The 20,895-nt window shown below is 73.0% G+C and carries 20 protein-coding genes; 9 read left to right on the top strand and 11 right to left on the bottom strand.

Going from position 1 to position 20,895, the window contains the following annotated elements; genetic code table 11:
* Nucleotides 1–16: 16 nt before the first annotated feature.
* The 7 genes from Q7L73_RS23935 to Q7L73_RS23905 are packed head-to-tail and all read right to left on the bottom strand — an operon-like array spanning nucleotide 17 to nucleotide 7,390.
* On the bottom strand, nucleotides 17–1,006 hold the full coding sequence (locus Q7L73_RS23935; RefSeq protein ID WP_304693088.1) for an ABC transporter ATP-binding protein: 990 nt from the start codon (nucleotides 1,004–1,006) through the stop codon (nucleotides 17–19).
* Nucleotides 1,003–2,058, bottom strand: coding sequence for an ABC transporter ATP-binding protein (locus Q7L73_RS23930; RefSeq protein ID WP_304693086.1), 1,056 nt, complete (start codon nucleotides 2,056–2,058; stop codon nucleotides 1,003–1,005). Before Q7L73_RS23930 ends, Q7L73_RS23935 begins: the two co-directional genes overlap by 4 nt.
* Complete coding sequence (locus Q7L73_RS23925) at nucleotides 2,055–2,987, bottom strand: ABC transporter permease (RefSeq protein ID WP_304693084.1); 933 nt, start codon at nucleotides 2,985–2,987, stop codon at nucleotides 2,055–2,057. Before Q7L73_RS23925 ends, Q7L73_RS23930 begins: the two co-directional genes overlap by 4 nt.
* Entirely contained in the window at nucleotides 2,984–3,727 is a 744-nt protein-coding gene (locus Q7L73_RS23920) for a PIG-L deacetylase family protein (RefSeq protein WP_304693082.1), read from the bottom strand. The genes Q7L73_RS23925 and Q7L73_RS23920 overlap by 4 nt, the downstream gene beginning before the upstream one ends.
* Nucleotides 3,724–4,650 carry an ABC transporter permease gene (locus Q7L73_RS23915; protein ID WP_304693080.1) on the bottom strand — a complete coding sequence of 309 codons (927 nt, stop codon included), beginning with the start codon at nucleotides 4,648–4,650 and terminating at the stop codon, nucleotides 3,724–3,726. Before Q7L73_RS23915 ends, Q7L73_RS23920 begins: the two co-directional genes overlap by 4 nt.
* Entirely contained in the window at nucleotides 4,650–5,768 is a 1,119-nt protein-coding gene (locus tag Q7L73_RS23910; RefSeq protein ID WP_304693078.1) for a methyltransferase, read from the bottom strand. The genes Q7L73_RS23915 and Q7L73_RS23910 overlap by 1 nt, the downstream gene beginning before the upstream one ends.
* Nucleotides 5,768–7,390, bottom strand: a complete 1,623-nt coding sequence (locus Q7L73_RS23905; protein WP_304693076.1) for an ABC transporter substrate-binding protein — start codon at nucleotides 7,388–7,390, stop codon at nucleotides 5,768–5,770. The genes Q7L73_RS23910 and Q7L73_RS23905 overlap by 1 nt, the downstream gene beginning before the upstream one ends.
* A 183-nt stretch (nucleotides 7,391–7,573) precedes the next feature.
* On the opposite strand from Q7L73_RS23905, the gene Q7L73_RS23900 reads away from it, so the two are divergent.
* Nucleotides 7,574–8,239, top strand: coding sequence for a GntR family transcriptional regulator (locus Q7L73_RS23900; protein ID WP_304693074.1), 666 nt, complete (start codon nucleotides 7,574–7,576; stop codon nucleotides 8,237–8,239).
* On the top strand, nucleotides 8,236–9,234 hold the full coding sequence (locus Q7L73_RS23895) for a zinc-binding dehydrogenase (RefSeq protein WP_304693072.1): 999 nt from the start codon (nucleotides 8,236–8,238) through the stop codon (nucleotides 9,232–9,234). The genes Q7L73_RS23900 and Q7L73_RS23895 overlap by 4 nt, the downstream gene beginning before the upstream one ends.
* 10 nt (nucleotides 9,235–9,244) lie before the next feature.
* On the opposite strand, the gene Q7L73_RS23890 is transcribed toward Q7L73_RS23895, so the two are convergent.
* Nucleotides 9,245–10,471, bottom strand: a complete 1,227-nt coding sequence (locus tag Q7L73_RS23890; protein WP_304693070.1) for a glycosyl hydrolase family 28-related protein — start codon at nucleotides 10,469–10,471, stop codon at nucleotides 9,245–9,247.
* A 124-nt stretch (nucleotides 10,472–10,595) separates the two neighbouring features.
* On the opposite strand from Q7L73_RS23890, the gene Q7L73_RS23885 reads away from it, so the two are divergent.
* Both Q7L73_RS23885 and Q7L73_RS23880 read left to right on the top strand, forming a co-directional pair.
* A complete protein-coding gene (locus Q7L73_RS23885) occupies nucleotides 10,596–11,423 on the top strand; it encodes an SDR family NAD(P)-dependent oxidoreductase (RefSeq protein ID WP_304693068.1) in 828 nt (275 codons plus the stop codon).
* Nucleotides 11,424–11,507: 84 nt separating this feature from the next.
* Nucleotides 11,508–12,644, top strand: a complete 1,137-nt coding sequence (locus tag Q7L73_RS23880; RefSeq protein WP_304693066.1) for a serine hydrolase — start codon at nucleotides 11,508–11,510, stop codon at nucleotides 12,642–12,644.
* Here Q7L73_RS23880 and Q7L73_RS23875 read toward each other — a convergent pair.
* Nucleotides 12,641–13,642 carry a hypothetical protein gene (locus Q7L73_RS23875; protein ID WP_304693063.1) on the bottom strand — a complete coding sequence of 334 codons (1,002 nt, stop codon included), beginning with the start codon at nucleotides 13,640–13,642 and terminating at the stop codon, nucleotides 12,641–12,643. The genes Q7L73_RS23880 and Q7L73_RS23875 overlap by 4 nt on opposite strands.
* Entirely contained in the window at nucleotides 13,639–14,241 is a 603-nt protein-coding gene (locus tag Q7L73_RS23870; protein ID WP_304693061.1) for an RNA polymerase sigma factor, read from the bottom strand. The genes Q7L73_RS23875 and Q7L73_RS23870 overlap by 4 nt, the downstream gene beginning before the upstream one ends.
* Nucleotides 14,242–14,279: 38 nt before the next feature.
* On the opposite strand from Q7L73_RS23870, the gene Q7L73_RS23865 reads away from it, so the two are divergent.
* The 3 genes from Q7L73_RS23865 (at nucleotide 14,280) to Q7L73_RS23855 (ending at nucleotide 19,345) form a co-directional block, all read left to right on the top strand.
* On the top strand, nucleotides 14,280–14,978 hold the full coding sequence (locus Q7L73_RS23865; RefSeq protein ID WP_304693059.1) for a hypothetical protein: 699 nt from the start codon (nucleotides 14,280–14,282) through the stop codon (nucleotides 14,976–14,978).
* Nucleotides 14,979–15,055: 77 nt separating this feature from the next.
* Nucleotides 15,056–18,496, top strand: a complete 3,441-nt coding sequence (locus tag Q7L73_RS23860) for a methylmalonyl-CoA mutase family protein (protein ID WP_304693057.1) — start codon at nucleotides 15,056–15,058, stop codon at nucleotides 18,494–18,496.
* A gap of 15 nt (nucleotides 18,497–18,511) precedes the next feature.
* On the top strand, nucleotides 18,512–19,345 hold the full coding sequence (locus Q7L73_RS23855; RefSeq protein WP_304693055.1) for a helical backbone metal receptor: 834 nt from the start codon (nucleotides 18,512–18,514) through the stop codon (nucleotides 19,343–19,345).
* Here the strand turns inward: Q7L73_RS23855 and Q7L73_RS23850 are convergent.
* Nucleotides 19,296–19,706: a hypothetical protein gene (locus tag Q7L73_RS23850; RefSeq protein WP_304693053.1), complete on the bottom strand. Its 411-nt coding sequence runs from the start codon at nucleotides 19,704–19,706 to the stop codon at nucleotides 19,296–19,298. The two genes, Q7L73_RS23855 and Q7L73_RS23850, sit on opposite strands and share 50 nt — an antisense overlap.
* Before the next feature lie 287 nt (nucleotides 19,707–19,993).
* Between Q7L73_RS23850 and Q7L73_RS23845 the strand changes: the two genes are divergently transcribed.
* Nucleotides 19,994–20,497: a hypothetical protein gene (locus Q7L73_RS23845; RefSeq protein WP_304693051.1), complete on the top strand. Its 504-nt coding sequence runs from the start codon at nucleotides 19,994–19,996 to the stop codon at nucleotides 20,495–20,497.
* A gap of 126 nt (nucleotides 20,498–20,623) precedes the next feature.
* Complete coding sequence (locus Q7L73_RS23840) at nucleotides 20,624–20,854, top strand: hypothetical protein (protein ID WP_304693049.1); 231 nt, start codon at nucleotides 20,624–20,626, stop codon at nucleotides 20,852–20,854.
* Nucleotides 20,855–20,895 lie beyond the last annotated feature (41 nt).

The raw sequence follows: 20,895 nt of genomic DNA, 5'->3' as shown, positions 1-20,895 counted from the left end.
GAGGGGGCCGGCGCGCTCATCGGGGAGGCTCCGGGAAGAGGCAGCGGGCGCGGTGGTCGCCGGCGCCGAGCGCGACGAACGGCGGGTCGACCGAGCGGCAGCGCTCGGCCGCCTGCGGGCAGCGGGGCGCGAACGGGCAGCCCTGCGGGCGGCCGCTGAGCGTCGCCGGCTCGCCGGCGACGTGGGCGCGCAGCTCGGGCGCGCCGGGCATGTGGTCCGGGACGGAGGCCAGCAGCCCTTGGGTGTACGGGTGCGCGGGCGCGCCGAAGACCTCCTCGACGCTGCCCTGCTCGACGATCCGGCCGAGGTACATCACGACGACGCGGTCGCACAGGTAGCGCACGACGCGCAGGTCGTGGCTGATGAACAGCAGGCCGACGCCGAGCCGCTGGCGCAGCTCGCGCAGCAGGTTGAGGATCGACGCCTGCACGGAGACGTCGAGGCCGGAGACGATCTCATCGCAGACGATCACCTCCGGCTCGAGGATCAGCGCGCGCGCCAGGCCGATCCGCTGCCGCTGGCCGCCGCTGAACTGCGACGGGCGGCGGTCGAGGTCGGCGGCGGAGAGGCCGACGCGCGCGAGCATCTCGCCCGCCAGCTCGCGGCGGCCGGCGGTCGAGCCGCCGAGGTCGTTGACGGCGAGCGCGTCGGTCAGCGTCTCGCCGATCGTCATCGTCGGGCAGAGCGAGCCGTACGGGTCCTGGAAGACGTACTGGACCCGCCGCCGCAGCCGCCGCCAGCCGTCGCGGCCGTCGACCGGCTCGCCGTCGAGCAGCACGCGGCCGGCGCTCGGCGTCTCGATCCCGATCAGGATCCGCGACAGCGTCGACTTGCCGCAGCCGCTCTCGCCGACGAGCCCGACGATCTCGCCCGGCGCGACCGTCAGCGAGACGTCGTCGACGGCGCGCACGCCCTCGCCGCGCTTGCGCGCGCGGCCGCGCGCCGCGAAGCGCTTCTCGATCGCCTCCGCGGCGATCCCGCGCGGCGCCTCCGCGGTCGTGCTCATCCGACCCATCTCGTCCCTCTCGTCCCGTCGCGTTCGAAGCGGTGGCAGGCGACCCGGTGGCCGGGCCCGGCCGCGGTCCAGCCCGGCTCGGTCGCGTCGCAGAGGCCGGCGACGAGCACCGGGCAGCGGGTCGCGAACGGCGCGCCGGGCGGCAGCTGGCCGAGCGGCGGCACCGAGCCGGGGATCGTCGGCAGCGCGACGCCGCGCTCGCTCGCGAGCGAGGGAGCGGCGTGCAGCAGGCCGACCGTGTAGGGGTGGCCGGGCCGGTCGAGCACCTCGCGCACCGGCCCCTCCTCGACGGCGTGGCCGGCGTAGAGGACGAGGATCCGGTCGGCGATGTGCGGCGTCAGCCCGATGTCGTGCGTGACGAAGACGATCGAGAAGCCCAGCTCGCTCTTCAGTCTCCGCAGCAGCTCGACGATCTGCGCCTGGATCGAGACGTCGAGGTTGGTCGTCGCCTCGTCGCAGATCACCAGCTTCGGCTCGCAGGCGAGCGCGAGCGCGATCGAGATGCGCTGCTTGAGGCCGCCGGACAGCTCGCCCGGGTACGACTTCATCCGCGCGGCCGGGTCGGGGAAGCCGACCTGCCCCAGCACCTCTTCCGCCCGCGCACGGGCGCGCGCCTTCGAGCACTTCCAGTGCGTGCGGATCACGTCGACCAGCTGGTGGCCGACGGTGAAGACCGGGTTGAGCGTCGAGGACGGGTCCTGGAAGACCATCGCGATCTCGCCGCCGCGCACTCTCCGCAGCCGCGACTCGGGCGCCTCCAGCAGCTGCTCGCCGTCGAACTCGACGCTGCCGGCGGCGATCCGCCCCGGCTCCGGCACCAGCCGCATCAGCGCCTGGCAGGTGATCGACTTGCCCGAGCCGCTCTCGCCGACGAGCGCGAGGCATTCGCCGGGCGCGACCTCGAACGAGACGCCGTCGACCGCCGCGGCGGCACGGCCGCCGCGCGGGAACTCGACGCGCAGGTCCTCGACCTTCAGCAGCGGCCGCGCCGCGACCGCAGTGCCGCCGGCGCCGCCGCCGGCATCCTGCTCCAGCGCGCTCATGCCGCGCCCTCCTTCCGCGTCTCGACCGTGCCGCCGATCGCGTCGATCCGCTGGCCGGTCAGCCGCTGCAGGCCGTCGCCGATCAGCATCAGCGACAGCGCGGTGACGAAGATCGCCAGGCCGGTCAGCGTCGTGATCCACCAGGCGTCGGCGAGGTAGTCCTTGCCTTCGAGCATGATCCCGCCCCAGGTCGCCGTCGGCGGGCGCACGCCCATCCCCAGGAACGACAGCGTCGCCTCGAAGACGATCATCGCCGACATCTGCATCGGCGCCAGCACGAGCACGCTCGGCAGCACGCTCGGGAAGACGTACTTGCGCGCGATCCGCACGCGCGAGGCGCCGACCATCTCGGCCGCGCGCACGTAGTCCTTGCCGCGCTCGGACAGCGCGACGGAGCGCACGACGCGCGCCGCGCCGGCCCAGCCGGCGAGCGCCATCAATCCGACCAGCACGCCGAAGCTCGGTCTGACCGCGGAGGTGATCGCGACCGCGAGCAGGATGTACGGGAAGGCGAGCTGGACGTCGATCGTGCGCAGCACGATCCGCTCCGACCATTTGCCGCCGAAGACGGCGAGCATGCCGGCGCCGACGCCGACCGCGATCGACAGCGCCATGCCGAGGCCGGCGACGCCGAGCGAGACGCGCGCGCCGTAGATCAGGCGCGACAGCAGGTCGCGGCCGATCCCGTCGGTGCCGGCCCAGTGGACGTCGCCGGGCGAGGTCAGGACCATCGTCAGGTCCTGTCTGTTGGGGTCGTAGGGCGCGACCAGCGGCGCCAGCAGCGCTGCCAGCGCGATCAGCGCCAGCACCGTGCCGCCGACCCACAGCTGCCAGTTGCCGCGTCCGCGCAGGCTGCTCAGCGCGCTCGCCCGCGTGCGCGCGGGCGCGGGTGCCGAGCCCGACGCGGCCAGCGGGGTCGTCGCGCTCATCGCGCACCGCCCGCGGAGGCGGCCGGGATGACCGTCCCCGGCAGCAGCGCCGCCGAACCGGTCGGCGGGTAGGTCTTCACCTCGCGGAACGACTCGGCCCAGGTGACGCCGGCCTCCGCCCCGCGCGCGCCCGCCTGTCTGCGCATGAAGGCGACGTAGTCCATCCCGTCGTAGATCGCTCTCAGCCAGGTGTCCTGGCTCTCGTGGCAGCGCAGCATCCGCTCCTTCGTCTCCATCACGCTCGTGACGTCGACGTGCAGCTCGGGCGCGAAGTCGATCCCGCCGACGTTGTCCATCAGGAACAGGTGCGGGATCTTGTCCGCCGCCGGCAGCGCGGTCTCGACCAGCCGCACGGCCGCCGGGATGCGCGCGTCGACGACGATCTGCCCGGAGATGCGGTGGTCGGGGTGGTAGTCGGTCGGGCCGTGCGCGAAGACGACGTCCGGCTGGCAGGCGCGGATCACGTCGATGAAGGCGGTCCGCGTCGGACGGTCGTCGAACAGCCACTCGTCGTCGAAGTCCATCCACACCAGCTCGGCGCCGATCAGCGCGGCCGACGCCTCCTGCTCGGCGCGGCGGACGGCGGCGATCTCGTCGCGCGAGAGCGTCGGGGAGCCGACGTTGCCGTTGGTCACGACCGCCATCGTCACCCTGTGGCCGGCGGCGGCGTACAGCGCGAGCGTCCCGCCCGCGAGGATCTCGATGTCGTCGGGATGCGCCCCGACAGCAAGGACGTTCATGCGGCCTCCAGCCGGATGCGCGGGTCGACGACCGTGTAGAGCAGGTCGATCGCGAGGTTGACGAGCACGAAGACGCTCGCGGTCACGATCGTGATCCCCTGCACCAGCGGGTAGTCGCGGGCGTTCAGCGCGACCAGCGCCAGCTGCCCGATCCCGGGGAAGTTGAAGACGACCTCGGCGACGATCACGCCGCCGAGCAGGTAGCCGACGTCGACGCCGATCACCGTCAGCAGCGGCAGCGACGCGTTGCGCAGCGCGTACTTGAAGGTGATCTTCCACTCCGGCACGCCGCTCGCGCGCGCGGCGCGCACGTACTCCTGTCTGAGCGTCGAGCGCATCGACTCGCGCAGCACGCGCAGCTCCGTCGGCACGATCGACAGCGCGGCCGTGAAGGCCGGCAGGATCAGGCTCTTGAAGCCGTCGTAGCCGCCCGCGGGGAACAGCCCCAGCTTCACCGCCAGGTAGGTGGAGAGCAGCAGGCCGACCCAGAAGACCGGCGCCGACTGGCCGACGGCGGCGACCGCCGACGCCATCCAGTCCCATGGCGAGCCCGGATGCCGCGCCGCCAGCACGCCGAGCACGACCGCGATGCAGACCGACATCAGCAGCGCCAGCAGCGCCAGCTGGAGCGTCCGCGGCAGCGCCTCGCCGATCAGCTCGGTGACCGGCTTCTGGAAGCGGAACGATTCGCCCAGGTCGCCCTTGACGACGCCGCCGGCGAACGAGCCGAGCTGCTCGGGGATCGAGCGATCGGTGCCGAAGTCGGCTCTGTACTGCTCGATCACCTCGGGGCTGGAGAAGACGGGGGCGCGCACCCGCGCCGGGTCGCCTGCGGTCACGCGCAGGATCAGGAAGACGCCGAGCGTGATCGCGACGACGATGAAGAGCGCCTGCAGCAGGCGGCTGGTGACGTAGCGGCCCATCACGCCACCCGCGGCGTCCGCCGCACCAGCACCCGGCCGCTGCCGGGCCCGACCTCGATCAGGAAGCTGTGGTGGTGGGTCGACGGCCGCAGCGCGCCCAGCTCGCGCCAGGCGTCCCACGCCTCCTGCTCGCTCGCGCCGCAGGCGCGCCACAGCTCGGTCAGCCGCAGGGCGGTGCGCTCGTTGTAGCGCGTGTGCGTGACGTGCAGCGTGAGGTCGTGACCGGGCCAGGCGCCCTGCTCGCGCAGCCACGACGCGACGTGCGGCTCGTCGAGCAGGCCGAGGTCCTCGCCGTAGACGAGCGCCCGCCCGCCCTCGGCGAGCACGCCCGGCAGGCCGGCGACCAGCTCGCGCAGCACGTCGTCGCCGGTGACGCCGCCGTCGCCGCAGCGCGGCAGCGCGACGCCGGCCGGCGCCGGCAGGAACGGCGGGTTGGCGACGACGAGGTCGAACCGCTCGCCGGCGACCGGCGCCAGCAGCGAGCCCTCGCGCACGTCGAGCGGGCGGTCGTTCAGGATCGCGTTGAAGCGCGCGACCGCCGCCGCGAACGGATCGAGCTCGACCGCGACGACCTCCGCCGCCGGCGCCAGCAGCGCCTGCAGGCCGGCGCCGGCGCAGAGGTCGAGCGCGCGCGCCGCCGGCCGCATGCCGGCGACGAACGGGGCGAGGAAGAGCGACTCCGGCCCGAGGTAGGCGACCGGCGCGCGCAGGTCGAACGCCTCGTCGTGGGCCGGCGGCGTGACGAGCAGGTGGCGCTGCAGCACGGTCGCGATCCGCCACGGCGCGGCGATGCCGTCGTCGCCGCGCACGACCAGGCCGGCGGCGAGCAGCTCGCCGACGGTCTCCTCGTCCAGCGTCGCCGTCAGCTCCCCCTCGCTGAGCGTCTCCCCTCCGCACCACAGTCGCAGCACCGTCGCCGCGAGCGGGTCGAGCCCGCGGGCGGCCTCGGCGGCCGCGTGCGGATCCCAGAACGGCTGCTGCAGATGCGCGCCGCGGCGCGCGAGCGGGTCGAGCATCCCCAGCCCGGCGCCCGCCAGCAGCGCCCCCAGCAGGGGCGCCGCCTCCGGCGCGGGCGCGCTGAGCGCGCCCGCGCCGGTGATCTCGGCGGTCGCGGTCATCACGCCGCCGCCAGCCAGGCCTTCGCCGCCAGCGGCTCGCCGATCAACGGGGCGCGCTGGTAGTTCTGCACGTCGGAGGAGACGATGAAGTACCAGATCTCGTCCGCCAGGTAGAGCGCCGCCTGCTGCTCCCACAGGTAGGAGGCCATGTCGGTCACCTTCGGCGGGCGCGCGTCGCCGACCGCCTGCCGCTGCGCGTCGAGCAGCTCGACGATTCTCGGGTCGTCGAGGTGGAAGACCGCCTCGCCGGTGCCGCCGGCGTAGAAGCCGAAGATGAAGTCCGGGTCGCCGGTGAACGAGCCGAGCGTGTTGAGCGACAGGTCGTACTGGTTGTAGGAGGTGCGGAAGGCGCCGACCTCGAGCTTCGTCAGCTTGACCGTGATGCCGACCGCCTCGAGGTACTGCGCGATCGCCTGGTCGATCTCGACCTGGTGGCTGAAGAGCGTCGCGGTCGCGACTCTCAGCTCGACTCTGCGCCCTCTGATCAGCGCTCTCGCCTTCTCCGGGTCGTACGGGAAGCGCGTGTCGAGCGCCTCGTACATCGGCGAGGTCGTCGGCAGCGACGACTGGCCGATCGGGAAGATGCCCTTGAGGATGCCTCTGGCGATCGCCTCGCGGTCGACCGCGTGCGCGATCGCCTGGCGGATCTCGGTGTCTCTGAGGACGCCGTTGTGCTGGTAGAGCGAGGCGAACTGCGACGGCGGCGACGTTCTCGTCGTGTAGTAGTCGTCGTTGCCTCTGACGCGCCCGAGCTGCTCGGAGCCGACGCGCGACATGATCTGGATGTCGCCGGTCAGCAGCGCGTTGGTGCGCGCCTCCAGATCCTCGATGTACTCGAATCTGATCTCGGCGGCGTGCGGCTTGTCGCCCCAGTAGTCGTCGTTGGCGGCGAGCGTGACGGTGTTGCCCTCGTAGGAGACGAATCTGTACGGGCCGGCGCCCATCGCGCGTCTTCTGAAGTTGGCCGGGTGGTCGATGTCCGACTTCGGCAGGATCTTCACGTACGCGAGCGCGGCCTCCATCGGGCCGAACGGCTTGTCGGTGACGATGTCGAGCGAGGTCGGCGATCTCACCTTGCATCTGAGCAGCGAGACGGTGTTGCTCTGCGCGAGTCTGGAGTCCTTCGCGCCGAGGCGGTCGAAGGTGGCGGCGACGTCGGCGGCCGTCAGCTCGCTGCCGTCCTGGAATCTGACGCCGCTGCGCAGCGTGACGCGCACGGTGCGGTCGTCGATCCGCTCGGTTCTCTCGGCCAGCTGCGGGTGGACGTTGCCGTCCGCGTCGTGCGCCAGCAGCGTGTCGTGGACGAGCGAGGCGACCTGCTCGTCGACGAGGCCGAAGCCGGCGGCCGGGTCCCAGTAGTTGGCGGTCGGCGGCTCGGCGTTCCCGTACACGAGCGTGCCGGTCGGGGTCGCGGGCGGCTTGCCGGCCGGCGTCGGCGCGGTGCCGGTCGCGACGTCCGTCGCGGCGCCTCCGCCGCTCGCCGACTCCCCGCCGCACGCGGCGAGCACGCTGCCCAGCACCGTCACGGACACGCCCGCGGCGAGCCCGCGGCGGATGAACTGGGCACGGCTGAGCCGCCCAGCCGCGAGCGCCCGGGCGTCCTCGGCAAGTCGTCTGTCCATCTGTTCCTCCGTTTGACTGTCATCGGGGAGTGACCCCGCCGACTGCGACGATCGCTAGCCTAGACATGTCAGTTGGCGATTGTCAACAATATTTCAAACGACACTCAGACTGACGATCTGCCACAATGCCCCGCCAGAGGTGACACCTTGGAACTGCGCGCCGTCCCACGACAAAACCGCTCGTTGCGCCAGCAGGTCGCTGAGACCCTGCGCAGCGCGATCATCCACGGAGAGCTGAACCCCGGCGACCGGCTGCGCGAGGAGGACCTCTCCGACCAGCTCGACATGAGCCGCGGGCCGATCCGCGAGGCGCTGCGCCAGCTCGAGCAGGAGGGGCTCGTCGCCTCCTTCCCCTACCGCGGCACGGTCGTCGCCGACGTCTGGGGCGACGAGGTGCTGGCGGTGCTGGTGCCGATCCGCGCGACGCTGGAGCTGTACGCGCTGAGACACGCGCTGAGACGCTTCGAGGAGCCCGACTTCAACGCGCTCGGCGCGATCGTCGACGAGATGCAGACCGCCGCCGAGACCGGCAACCTCGCCCGCGTGATCGAGCTGGACATGGCCTTCCACCGGCTGATCCTCGAGCGCTCGGAGCTGTTCCACAGCCTCCAGCTGTGGGAGATGATCTCGCCGCGGATGCGCGGCCTCTTCTACCGCATGGGCCCGCACCACACCTCGCTGCAGGAGATCGCCGAGCAGCACCGCGAGCTGCTCGCGGCGCTGCGCTCCGGCGACGAGCAGCTCGCCTACGCGACGCTGGAGGAGCACATCGCCGAGCCGCGCCTCTACGCCCGCCTGCCGCGCGGACCCGAGCCGCACAGCGCGGCCGGCGACGACGACGCCAGATGAGCGCCAGCGCGATGGAGACGTGGAGCTGGACCGGCTCCGCGCGGATCGAGGCCGGCCAAGCGCCCCTCCCCCGCCCCGGCCACGGCGAGCTGCTGCTACACGTGCGCGCCGTCGGCATCTGCGGCACCGACCTGCACATCGTCGACGGCGCGATCTCGACGGTCGCCGCACCAGCTCCGCTCGGCCACGAGATCGCCGGCGAGGTCGTCGCGACCGGGCCGGGCGTCGCGCTCGCTGCCGGCGCGCGCGTCTGCGTCGACCCGCTCGTCGCGTGCGGCCGCTGCGACCGCTGCCGCACCGGCACGCCGCAGCACTGCGAGGTCGGCGAGGAGCTGGGCGTGACGACCGCCGGCGCCTGGCAGGAGTACCTCGTCGTGCCGGAGCGCAACTGCTACCTGCTGCCCGACGCGGTCTCCTACGCCGAGGCCTGTCAGGCCGAGCCGCTGCACGTCGTGCTCGGCGCGCTCGACCGGCTCGCGCCGCGCCCTGGCGAGCCGGCGCTGGTGATCGGCGACGGGCCGACCGGGCTCTACTTCGCGCGCCTGCTGCGGGCCGCCGGCTGCCGCCCCGTGACGCTCTCCGGCGCGACCCCGGAGCGGCTGGAGATCGCCCGCCGCTGGGGGATCGACGAGGTCGTGGACGTGCGTACGGATCCGCTCGACGCGGACCGCCGCTGGGAGCTGATCGTCGAGGCGGTCGGCCGCACGGAGACGATCCGCCAGGCGGTCGCGCTCGCCGCGCCGGGCGCCCGCATCTCGCTCTTCGGGCTGCCGACCGAGCAGGTCCCGGTCGACCTCTGGCGCGTGATCACGACCGAGATCGCGCTGCTGGGCGGCTCCAACGCGCCGCACGTCTGGCCGCGCGTCGTGCAGCTGCTGGCCGACGGCAGCGCCGGCGTCGCCGACGTGATCAGCGACCGGCTGCCGTTCGCGCGGCTGCCGGAGGCGCTCGACCGCGCCCGGGCGGGCGCGGTCAAGGTGATCGTCGAGCGCTAGCGGGCCGGGCTCAGAGGGCGTTCAGCTCTCTGATGTCGAGGTGTCTGCCGCCGCTGACCGACAGCGGGATCCCGGGGCTGGAGCGGGCGAATCTGATCCAGCCCTTCATCGTGCTCGCCGGGTCGTAGACGTGCTGGTCGTGCGTCGCCCAGCCCATGCTGCCGCCGAAGCCGTTGTACTCCTCGACGTCGATCAGCTGGAAGATCATGAACTCGCCGCCGTTGCAGGGCACGCGGCCGATCGCCCAGTCGACCTGCGACAGCACCGTCGGGCACCACTCGACCGTCATCAGGCCGAAGCGCGCCGTGTGCGCTCTGACGCCGAACGGCGCCAGCGCGACCTTGCAGCCGAAGCAGAGCACGCTGGAGATGTCGGTGTGCTCGCCGAACATGATGCCGGTGTGGTAGCCGACGATCGACACGTCGCGCACGTAGACGACGGCGTTGTTGGAGACGTACGGCAGCACGATCCCGGTCGACCAGGTGTTTCTCGGCTCCGCCACTCTGACGAGGTCGTCGACGGTGTCGACGCGCACGCTGTTGATGCGGATCTGCGGCGCCCACAGCATGTTGATCGCGATCAGCGCCGGGTTGCTCGGGGTGCAGATCGCGATCCCCGAGATCGCGAACGTGACGCGGTTGAAGCCGCCCCAGTCGCCGCCCTTCGGCGAGGCGATCACCGCCGGCGGCAGGCCCTCGTCGTGCCCGCTCCAGCTCGGCGTCGCGGTCGACAGCAGCAGCGTGCCGCCGGTCTGCTGCGCGGTGCCGAAGACGTCCTGCTTGCCCTGCTGCGTGCCGGCGCCGACCAGCTCGACGTTGACCATCGGGCCGCTCGTGCGGGTCGGCAGCAGCAGCTGCGCCGACGCCTGCAGCGAGCCTCTGACCGGCCGTCTCGGCGCGCTGCTCAGCAGGTACGTCTTCGCGTCGAACAGCACGCGACCGTGGCCGGCGCCGCCGTTTGCGTGCGCGTAGGCGGCGTCGATCGCGGCCTGGATCGCGGCGGTGTCGTCGGTTCTGCCGTCGCCGACGGCGCCGTATCTGGAGACGTGAAAGTCGTCGCCGCCGGGCGCGAAGGCGGCGCTCGCGACGCCGGGCGCGACCGCCGCGCCGAGCATCGCGGCACCGCCCGCGACGCCCGCCGCCATCGCGCCGCGACGTACGAACGAACGGCGGCTGAGCGGCGCCGGCGCCACTCCGGTCTCCTCCTGCGCGGCCTGGCTCGCCTCTGTGGGCTCCATCAAGGCTCCTTCCGTCTGTGACGGGGATCAGGGGTTCGGTTCGGCGCGACCGTATCCGCATCTTCGTCAGATTGTCAACAATCTGACGGTTGATTTTCAGCAACCAGTTGGGAATGCTCCCTGCATGACCACACCAGACACCGGCGCGGCGGCCGGAGGCGACCGCGCGTCCTCGACCGGCGCAGCCGCGGCAGACGGCTCCGCGTCCGCGGCCGGCGCGCCCGCCGCGCTCGTCACCGGCGCCGCGGGCGGCATCGGCCGCGCGATCTGCGAGCGGCTGGCCGCCGACGGCTTCGACGTGCTCGCCGTCGACCGCGCGGCCGATCCGGCGCTGCCCGGCTCCCCCTTCGCCGCCGACCTCACGACCGAGGCCGGCAACTACGCCGCGGTCGACGCGGCGCTGGAGCGCTTCGGCCGGCTCGACGTCGTCGTCGCCAACGCCGGCATGCAGCACGTCGCGCCGCTGGCCGAGTTCCCGTTCGAGCGCTGGCAGGCGCTGCTCGACCTGATGCTGACGAGCCCGTTCCTGCTCGCCAAGCGCGCCTGGCCGGCGCTCGTCGCCAGCCCGCGCGCGGCGGTGATCGTCGTCTCCTCCGCCCACGGCCTCGTCGCCTCGCCCGGCAAGTCGGCCTACGTCGCCGCCAAGCACGGCGCGATCGGGCTCGTCAGAGCGATGGCGCTGGAGGGCGCCGAGCACGAGATCGCCGTCAACGCCGTCTGCCCCGGCTACGTCGGCACGCCGCTGGTCGAACGGCAGGTGCGCGAGCTGGCCGCCCGCGACGGGATCCCGTACGAGCAGGCGCTGGAGCAGCAGCTGCTCGCTCCGCACGCCGTCAAGCGACTGCTGGAGCCGCGCGAGGTCGCCGACTTCGTCGGCTTCCTCAGCGGTCCGTCGGGGCGCGGCTTCACGGGCGCCGCGCTGTCGCTCGACCTCGGCTGGACGGCGCGCTGAGCGACGCAGACCGCGCCCGCGCCATCACGCCAGAGGGGACCTGAGTCGGTTGTGCGCGCGGCGACGCCGCGAAATGGTTGGCCGATGCACCGATCTTCTCTGATCCTGCCGATCGCGACCGTGGCGGCCGCCGCCACGCTGCTGCCGAGCGCAGCGGGTGCCGCCGGCATCACGACGACCGACGCCGCCGCCGTCAAGCGCGGGCTGGAGCGGCTGGTGGCGGCCAGAGACGGACCGCCCGGGGCGATCGCGACGCTGCACCGCGGCGGCAGGACGATCGTGCTGCGGGCCGGCAGAGCCCAGGTCGGTCGCAACGGCGCCCCGCGGGCGAGCGACCACATGCGGATCGCGAGCGTCGCGAAGGCGTACAACGCCGCGATCGCGCTGAGACTGGTGCAGGACGGCAGGCTCGGCCTCGACGACACGATCGCGCAGCGGGCGCCGCAGCTGCCGGCCGCGTGGGGCGCGGTGACGGTGCGGCAGATGCTCAACCACACCAGCGGCCTGCCCGACTACACGAGATCGGACGGCTTCGCCAGACACGCGCAGACCGCGCCCGCCGCCTACGTCGCCCCCGACGGCATCATCGACTGGGTCCGCGCCGACCCGCTCGCGTTCACGCCCGACTCGCGCTACGAGTACTCGAACACCGACAACATCGTCGTCGGGCTGATCGCCGAGGCGGTCACCGGCAGACCGTACGGGACGCTGCTGAGCGAGATCGTCTTCGGGCCGGCGAAGCTGACCGCCACCTCCTTCCCGCGCGTCACCGCGCTGCCGCGCCCGTTCCTGCACGGCTACGTCGTCGGCGACGGCAGAGCGCAGGACGTCTCGACCTTCCTCAACCCCAGCGGCGCATGGGCCTCGGGCGGGATCGTCGCGACCCCGAGCGACCTCGGCCGCTTCATCCGCGCCGACCTCGACCGCAGCTTCTTCGGCGCCGACCAGCAGCGCGAGCAGCTGAGATTCCGCCCCGGCTCCTCCTCCCCGGCCGGGCCCGGCGCGAACGCCGCCGGGCTCGGGATCTTCCGCTACTCGACCCGCTGCGGCGTCGTCTACGGCCACACCGGCAACTTCCCCGGCTACGTCCAGTTCGCCGCCGCCACCCGCGACGGCAGCCGCTCGGTCACGACCTCGCTCAACATCCCCGCCCCCGCCGGCGCGCTGCTGAGACAGCTGCGGGCGCTGCAGGCGACGGCGGTCTGCGCGCTGCTGCGCTAGCGCCCGCGCACCTGGGCGGCGTCGACGCGCCTGATGTCGTAGCCGACGACGACGTCCGGTCTGCCGCCGGCCGCGACGCCGCCCTCGTAGCGCTGCATCACGCCCGTGTCGGCGTCGAGGTACAGCACGCCGCGGTAGCCGCGCTCGTTCGAGCGCAGCCGCAGCAGCCGTCTGCCGTCCTGCGCGACCGAGTCGAGCGTGACCGACGGGACGGTCGCCAGCAGCCGCAGCACGCCGGCGCGCACGTCGGGGCGGCTGCCGCCGGCCGCGAGCACGTCGATCGCGGTGACCCAGATCATGTTGTCCTCGCGCTCGCGCAGCGACGGCCGCTCCTCGACCGGCACGCGCTGCGCGTGCTCGGCGCGCTTCTTCAGGCCCTCCGGGGCGTCCACGAGCTTCGTCTCGACCGGGAACTCGGACGCTCTGAGGAAGCCCTGGCGCGCCTCCTCCGGGCCGAGCGTCGCCGCCCGTCTGGTGGCGGCGATGATCGCGCCCATCGGCATGTCGACCGGCGTCTCGCCGCTGAGCCCGGCCAGCTCGGCGCGCGTCGGCGCGTAGTAGTAGGTGCCATCGTCGAGGTAGAGGTCGGCGCCGGTGAAGACGTGGCCGTCGGCGAGTCTGTTGGTGTGGACCGAGAGCGTCGCGTCGCCGGGCTGGTCCGGCAGCGCCGCGACTCTCGCCGACAGTCTCCGCAGCGGCGCCGCGTCGGCGGACGCGAGCGTGAGCGGCGCGACGCGGTCGGTCGCGACCTGCAGCTGCGGATCGTCCCCGCCGCCGAACGGCAGGCCGACGGCGGCGACCGTCACGGCCGCGGCGGTCGCGAGCGAGAGCGCGGCGACGCGGCGCCAGCTCACCCGCCGGGCAGGCGCCGGCGGAGCGCTCCACGGACGGCCGTCGACGTGGTCCAGCAGCGCCGCGCGGGCGGCGGCGGTCGTCGTCGGGTCGGGAGCGGCGGCGGGGGGCTGGCGCTCGGCGAGCCAGTCGAGCTCGTTGGTCATCGGGGGTGCTCCGGAGTCGAAGAGTTGAGGTGCGCCTGCAGGCGGGTGCGGGCGCGGTGGATGCGCGAGCGGACCGTCCCGACGGGGACGCCGGTCGCGTGCGCGATCTGCTCGTAGGTCAGGTCGGCCCAGGCGTGCAGCAGCAGCGCGTCGCGGTCGGCCGCGCCGACCTGCGCGAGCGCCGCCGCCAGCGCGGGGCCGAGCAGCTCCGCCTCGACGCGCGCGAGCGCCTCGTCGGCGAGGTCGGGCTGCTGCTGGCGGTCCAGCCGCGCGGTCGCGCGGCGGCCCCGCTCGCTGCCGCGGAACCAGCGCCGCAGCAGGTTCGTCGCGATCCCGTACAGCCACGGCGCGGCGTCGTCCTGGCGCGGGTCGTAGCCCGCGCGCCCGTCGAAGGCGACGCGGAAGGTCTCGGCCGCGACGTCCTCGCCGGCCGCGCCGGCGCGGCTGACGCAGAAGCGGTGGATGCGCGGCCAGTGGCGGTCGAACAGCGCCGCGAACGCAGCCGGGTCGGCGAGCGAGGCGGCGACGAGCGCGGCGTCGGTCTGTGTTGAAGCCGGGGGGATGGCACGGTCCTCCTGGGCGATCTGGTCGTACAGCATCGCCGCTCATTGCCCGCAGGCGCGGTTAGGGTTCGCAGGTGCGCCCGATCGCCCTCTTCCACGCCGCCTTCCTCGCCTGCGCGGCCGTCGCCCTGCTGCTGCCCGAGCCGCCGGCGAAGGGCTGGGCGGTGCTGGCGCTGGTCGTCGCCTACAACATCGGGCTGCCGCTGACGGCGCGCGCCGCCGGGCGTGACGACTGGGTGCGGCTGTGGGCCTTCCTGCTGCCGGTGTCGATCTTCCAGATCCTGCCCGACTGGGTGCTCGCGGCCGAGATCGGCACGCTCCGCTTCCCGCCGATCGGCGGCCCGCGGATCGACGACGCGATCGCGCTGGCGATGGGCGGCATGTGGGTCCCGCCGCTGTTCGTCGTGGTCGCGACGGCGCGCGAGCTCGCCGCGCGCCCCGCCTCCCGCCGCTCCGCCGTCCCCGCGCCGGCCGGCGCCGCGCTCGCGGCCGCGCTCGCGCTCGCCGTCTTCCTCGGCACCGAGCTGCTCGCGCCGGTGCTCGACCTGTGGGAGCCGGTCGGCGACACGACGCAGGTCGCGGGCGTCGCGCTCTACGTGCTGCCGGCCGAGGCCGCGCTCGGCTGGGCCGCCGCGACCGCCTTCGCGCTCACGCGGGCGAAGGGCCGCGCCGCCCAGATCGCCGCCGCGCTGGCCGTCTCGACCTTCTACACGGGCGCGCTCGTGCTGTGCCACTTCCTGCTCGACGTGGCCGGCTGGAGCATCGCCGTCTGAGGCACCTTCGACAGATAGGTGACATTCCGACTATCCTGTCTCCACGCATCACCCCGCACGCCGAAGGAGAGAGACCCGTGACGACGACCACGACCGACGTTGCAGGGCAGGCGACGCCGGAGCGCGTCGGCGAGCTGCCGCTGCGCTTCGTCACGGCCGCCTCGCTGTTCGACGGCCACGACGCGGCGATCAACGTGATGCGCCGGCTGATCCAGGACAGCGGCGCCGAGGTCGTCCACCTCGGCCACAACCGCAGCGTCCGCGACGTCGTGCGGGCGGCGATCCAGGAGGACGCCGACGGGATCGCGATCAGCTCCTACCAGGGCGGCCACACCGAGTACTTCAGCTACGCGGTCGACATGCTCGCCGAGCTGGGCGCCTCGCACATCCGCGTCTTCGGCGGCGGCGGCGGGACGATCACGCCCGGTGAGATCGCGGCGCTGCAGGAGCACGGCGTCGAGCGGATCTACCATCCCAACGACGGCATGGCGCTCGGCCTCACGGGCATGATCGACGACCTGATCGAGCGCGCGACCGCGCAGCGTCTCCCCTCCGTCGCGCCCACCGACAGCAGCGCCCGTGACGACCTCTCGGTCGCGCGGATGCTGAGCGCGCTGGAGGACGAGGTCTTCGACGCCGGTCAGCTCGCCGAGCTGCGCGCCGGCTGGCGCGACGCCGGCTCCGGCGTCCCCGTGCTCGGCATCACCGGCACCGGCGGCGCCGGCAAGTCGACCGTCACCGACGAGCTGCTGGCGCGCTTCGTGCGCTGCTTCCCCGAGATCCGCATCGCGGTCCTCGCCGTCGACCCGACCCGCCGCCGCACCGGCGGCGCGCTGCTCGGCGACCGCATCCGCATGAACGCGCTGCGCGAGGAGCGGATCTACATGCGCTCGTTCGCGACCCGCCGCCGCGACCGCGCGACCAGCGCGATCCTCGAGGACGGCGTCGCCTACCTGCGCGCGAGCGGCTTCGACCTCGTGATCGTGGAGACGGCCGGCATCGGCCAGAGCGACTCGGAGATCGTCGACCTGGTCGACGTCGCCACCTACGTGATGACGAGCGAGTTCGGCGCCGCCTCGCAGCTGGAGAAGATCGACATGCTCGATCTCGCCGACCTCGTCGTGATCAACAAGTTCGACAAGCGCGGCGCGAAGGACGCGCTGCGCGACGTGCGCAAGCAGTGGCGCCGCAACCGCGTCGCGTTCGACACGCCCGACGACGAGACGCCCGTCTACCCGACGATCGCCTCGCAGTTCGACGATCCCGGCGTCTCGTGGCTGTTCGTCAACCTCTGCCGCCGGCTCGGCGAGCACGCGGTCGGCGGGGCGGCGGCGTGGGATCCGAGACTGGAGCTGACGACGCACGAGCCGCTCGGCAACACGCTGATCCCCGGCAGCCGCGTCCGCTACCTCGCCGAGATCGCCGAGCAGGGCCGCGCGGTCAACGCCGACGTCGAGCGGCTGGCCGGCGTGGCGGCGAGCGCGCAGCACCTGTACGAGGCGCTGAGAGCGCTGCGCGACCCGGAGCTGCCGGCCGTGCTGGAGCCGATCCCGGCCGCCGCTTTGAGCGACGACGCGCCGCTGCGGGCGGCCTACAACGAGGCGGTCGCGTCGCTCGGCGCGGAGCATGCCGGTCTGCTGCGCGGCTGGGACGGGATGGTGCAGCGGATCACCGCCGAGACGTACGCCTACAGCGTGCGCGGGCGCGAGATCACCGGCGACAACTTCCGTGTGTCGCTGAGCGGCCAGCAGATCCCGAAGATCGCCGCGCCGCAGCTCGACGGCTGGGGCGACCGGCTGCGCTTCCTGCTGAAGGAGAACCTGCCCGGCGCCTACCCGTACACGGGCGGCGTCTTCCCCTACCGCCGCGCCGGCGAGGACCCGACCCGCATGTTCGCCGGCGAGGGCACGCCGGAGCGCACCAACCGCCGCTTCCACTACCTCTCCGAGGGGCAGCCGGCGGCGCGCCTGTCGACCGCGTTCGACTCGGTCACGCTGTACGGCGAGGACCCGGCCGAGCGGCCCGACATCTACGGCAAGGTCGGCAACTCGGGCGTCTCGATCGCGACCGTCGACGACGCCAAGAAGCTCTACTCCGGCTTCGACCTGTGCGCGCCGACGACGTCGGTCTCGATGACGATCAACGGCCCGGCGCCGATAGTGCTCGCCTTCTTCATGAACGCCGCGATCGACCAGCAGGTCGAGAAGCACCTCGACGCGACCGGCGGCTGGCCGGAGGCGGAGCGGCGGCTGGCGTCGCTGTTCGCCGACAGAGAGCGGCCCTCCTACGGCGGCCCGCTGCCGGAGGGCAGCGACGGCCTCGGCCTGCGGCTGCTCGGCGTCTCCGGCGACCAGGTGGTCGACGCCGAGACGTACGCGCGGATCAAGGAGCAGACGCTGCGGACCGTCCGCGGCACCGTCCAGGCCGACATCCTGAAGGAGGACCAGGCCCAGAACACCTGCATCTTCTCGACCGAGTTCGCGCTGAAGATGATGGGCGACGTGCAGCAGTACTTCGTCGACCACGACGTGCGCAACTTCTACTCCGTCTCGATCAGCGGGTACCACATCGCCGAGGCGGGGGCGAACCCGATCTCGCAGCTCGCCTTCACGCTCTCCAACGGCTTCACGATCGTCGAGTACTACCTCGCGCGCGGGATGGCGATCGACGACTTCGCGCCCAACCTGAGCTTCTTCTTCTCCAACGGGATGGACCCGGAGTACGCCGTGATCGGCCGCGTCGCGCGGCGGATCTGGGCGCGCGCGATGCGCGAGCGCTACGGCGCGTCGGCCCGCTCGCAGATGCTCAAGTACCACGTGCAGACGTCGGGCCGTTCGCTCCACGCGCAGGAGATGAGCTTCAACGACATCCGCACGACGCTGCAGGCGCTGTACGCGATCTTCGACAACACCAACTCGCTGCACACGAACGCGTACGACGAGGCGATCACGACGCCGACGGAGGAGTCGGTCCGCCGCGCGGTCGCGATCCAGCTGATCATCAACCGCGAGCTGGGGCTCAACTACACGGAGAACCCGTGGCAGGGCTCGTTCGCGATCGAGCGGCTGACCGACCTGGTCGAGGAGGCGGTCTACGAGGAGTTCGACCGCATCTCCGAGCGCGGCGGCGTGCTCGGCGCGATGGACACGATGTACCAGCGCGGCAAGATCCAGGACGAGTCGCTGCATTACGAGCGCCTGAAGCACGACGGCTCGCTGCCGCTGATCGGGGTCAACACGTACCTGCCGCGCGGCCGCGACGGCGCCGCCGTGGACGTGGCCGAGCCGGAGCTGGCGCGCTCGACCGAGGGCGAGAAGCAGGCGCAGATCGTCAACGTGCGCGCGTTCGCCGCGCGCGACGCCGCCCGCCGCACGGAGGCGCTCGCGCACCTGCGCGCGGTCGCGCTCGCGCGCGAGAACGTCTTCGACGCGCTGCTGGAGGCGGTCAAGGTCGCGTCGCTGGGCCAGATCTCCGCGACGCTCTACGAGGTCGGCGGCGAGTACCGGCGCAACATGTAGCTAGCGTCCCTGCGCGTGACGCCGCCTCCGCCTGACGCGCCCGCCCGCCGCTCGCCTGCCGGCGCCGAGCCCCGCATCGTCTCGCTCGTCCCGAGCATCACCGAGCTGCTCTGCGACCTCGGGCTGGCGGGGCAGCTCGTCGGCCGGACGGGCTTCTGCATCCATCCGTGGGAGACGGTGCGGACGATCCCGAAGGTCGGCGGCACGAAGGACGTGCGGCTGGAGCGCGTGCGCTCCCTCGCCGCCACGCACGTCGTCGTCAACGTCGACGAGAACACGCGCGAGACGGCCGCGGCGCTCGCCGAGTTCGTGCCCGAGGTCGTCGTCACCCACCCGCTCGGCCCGCTCGACAACCTCGCCCTCTACCGCCAGCTCGGCGCCGCCTTCGACCGCGAGGTCGAGGCCGAGATGCTCTGCGCCGCGTTCGAGCGCGAGCTGGAGGCGCTGCGTGCCGGCACGTTCCCACCCCAGGACGTCCTCTACCTGATCTGGCGCGACCCCTGGATGTCGGTCGCACCCGACACCTACATCTCCCGCACCCTCGAGCTGGTCAACTGGCGCACCCTCCCCCGCCCCGCCGGCTCCCGCTACCCCGAGGTCGACCTCGCCTCCTTCGCCGGCCGCGTCGACCGCGTCCTCCTCTCCAGCGAGCCGTACCACTTCAAGGACGCCCACCTCGCCGAGGTTGCCGCGCTCGTCCCCGGCGCCCGCGTGCAGCTGATCGACGGCGAGATGACCTCCTGGTACGGCAGCCGCGCGATCAGAGCGCTGCGGCAACTGGGCGAGTACGCGCGAGCGCTCAGCGCGCCAGGCGCGGGCGGCGCGCCGGCAGGCGGTAGGGGCGGGTGAGGCCGAGGGTGGCGCGGCGTTCGGCGTCGAAGCGCCAGACGGCGGCGAGCGAGAGCACGGCGACGGGCAGGGCGACCGCCCAGCGGGGGACGCCGATCAAGTCGTGGCAGAGGGCGCTGACGCAGGCCGGGGCGATCACGGCGTAGGCGTAGTCGCCGCGGCGGGTCGGGCGGCACCAGGCGTAGGCGAACAGCAGCAGCGGCAGCACGAGGCCGACGGCGGTCGCCGGCGCGGTCGGCAGCACGAGGCCCGCCAGCAGGCAGGTCGTCAGGCAGGCGAGCAGCAGCGGGAAGCCGGGCAGGCTGCCGACGCGGGCGCGCAGGGCGCGGGCCGTCGGCTCCTCCTCACGAGCACGTTCCATGAGCGCGATGATCGACGCTCGCGCGCACGGGCGGGATAACGCGAGGTGAACGTCTCCCAAGAGCGGACGGATCGACGGGCGAGCGACGGCGCGGGACGAGCGGCGCGCGCGGACAGCGGCGCGCCGGCGACGACGGCCGTTTGGCGCGAGCGCGCTCCGGAGACGATCGGGCTGCCGCCCGCGGATGGACGAGGGCGGTGCGTGCCCGTTCGCAGGGAGCGGGCCGCGACGAGCCTGACACGGAGGTTGGCCACATGGGCCTGAAGGACCGCATGATGAGACGTTTCATGGCGAACGCGCCCGATCACGGCGCCGTGATCCAGGAGCGGCTCGGCGACGACGATCGCGTCGAGGGCTACGCCTTCGCGATCCCCGTCGCCTACGAGCGCAGCGGCGGAGGCGTCGGCGGCGGCAAGGCGTTCACGCGCCTCGTCAACGCCGCCACGAACGTCGCCTCGCAGAGCAAGCACGTCGGCGGCGAGGCGGGTTCGATCGCGACCACGCTCCCGCTCGACGGGCAGCACTGCGCGCTGACGATCTCGTCGCGCTCGCTGACGCTCTGGGACTTCGGCATGCAGTTCCTCGACGACGACCCGCGCGAGGCCTTCCGCCTCGACCGCGATCAGCTGCGCTCGATCGAGAGAACCGGCAAGACGCGCCAGGGCGGCCAGGTTGAGGCACGCCTCACCTTCGCCGACGGCTCCTACGCCGACTGGGCGCTGCACACCCACGAGGCGTTCGACAGAGGCTTCTGGGCGGCCGCCGACAGGCTCTCCGCCACCACCGCCTGAGCGCGGGCACGGGCGAGGTTTGAGTGGACTCGGGGCGCCGCCGACCTGGCGCCCCGACAGTCTTTCCGATAGGTTGGCGCGCACGCGAACGAGGGGTGGTCCGTTGTCGAGCGACGGTCGCGATGCATGAACAAGGACTCGATGACCGGGATGGTCGGCACAGTCACGGGGACGGTCAGACCGGGGACGCTCGGAGAGGTGATGATCGCCATCCGCGGCGGTGTCGAGGCGTTCTACGCGCTGCCGTTCGACGGTGAGGAGGTCATCCCCGCCGGCGCGCGCTGCGCCGTCGTCGACTACCGCCCGCAGGAAGCGTCGCGAACCGTCTACGTGACCGCGCTGCCAGACGTGCCCTAGGCGCGTCCGGTTCCCCTACCCAACCGCAAGGATCCCCGCCA

It is taken from the genome of Conexibacter sp. CPCC 205762, from assembly GCF_030646155.1.
GTDB lineage: Bacteria > Actinomycetota > Thermoleophilia > Solirubrobacterales > Solirubrobacteraceae > Conexibacter.
This window is presented reverse-complemented; position numbering and strand designations above follow the sequence as displayed.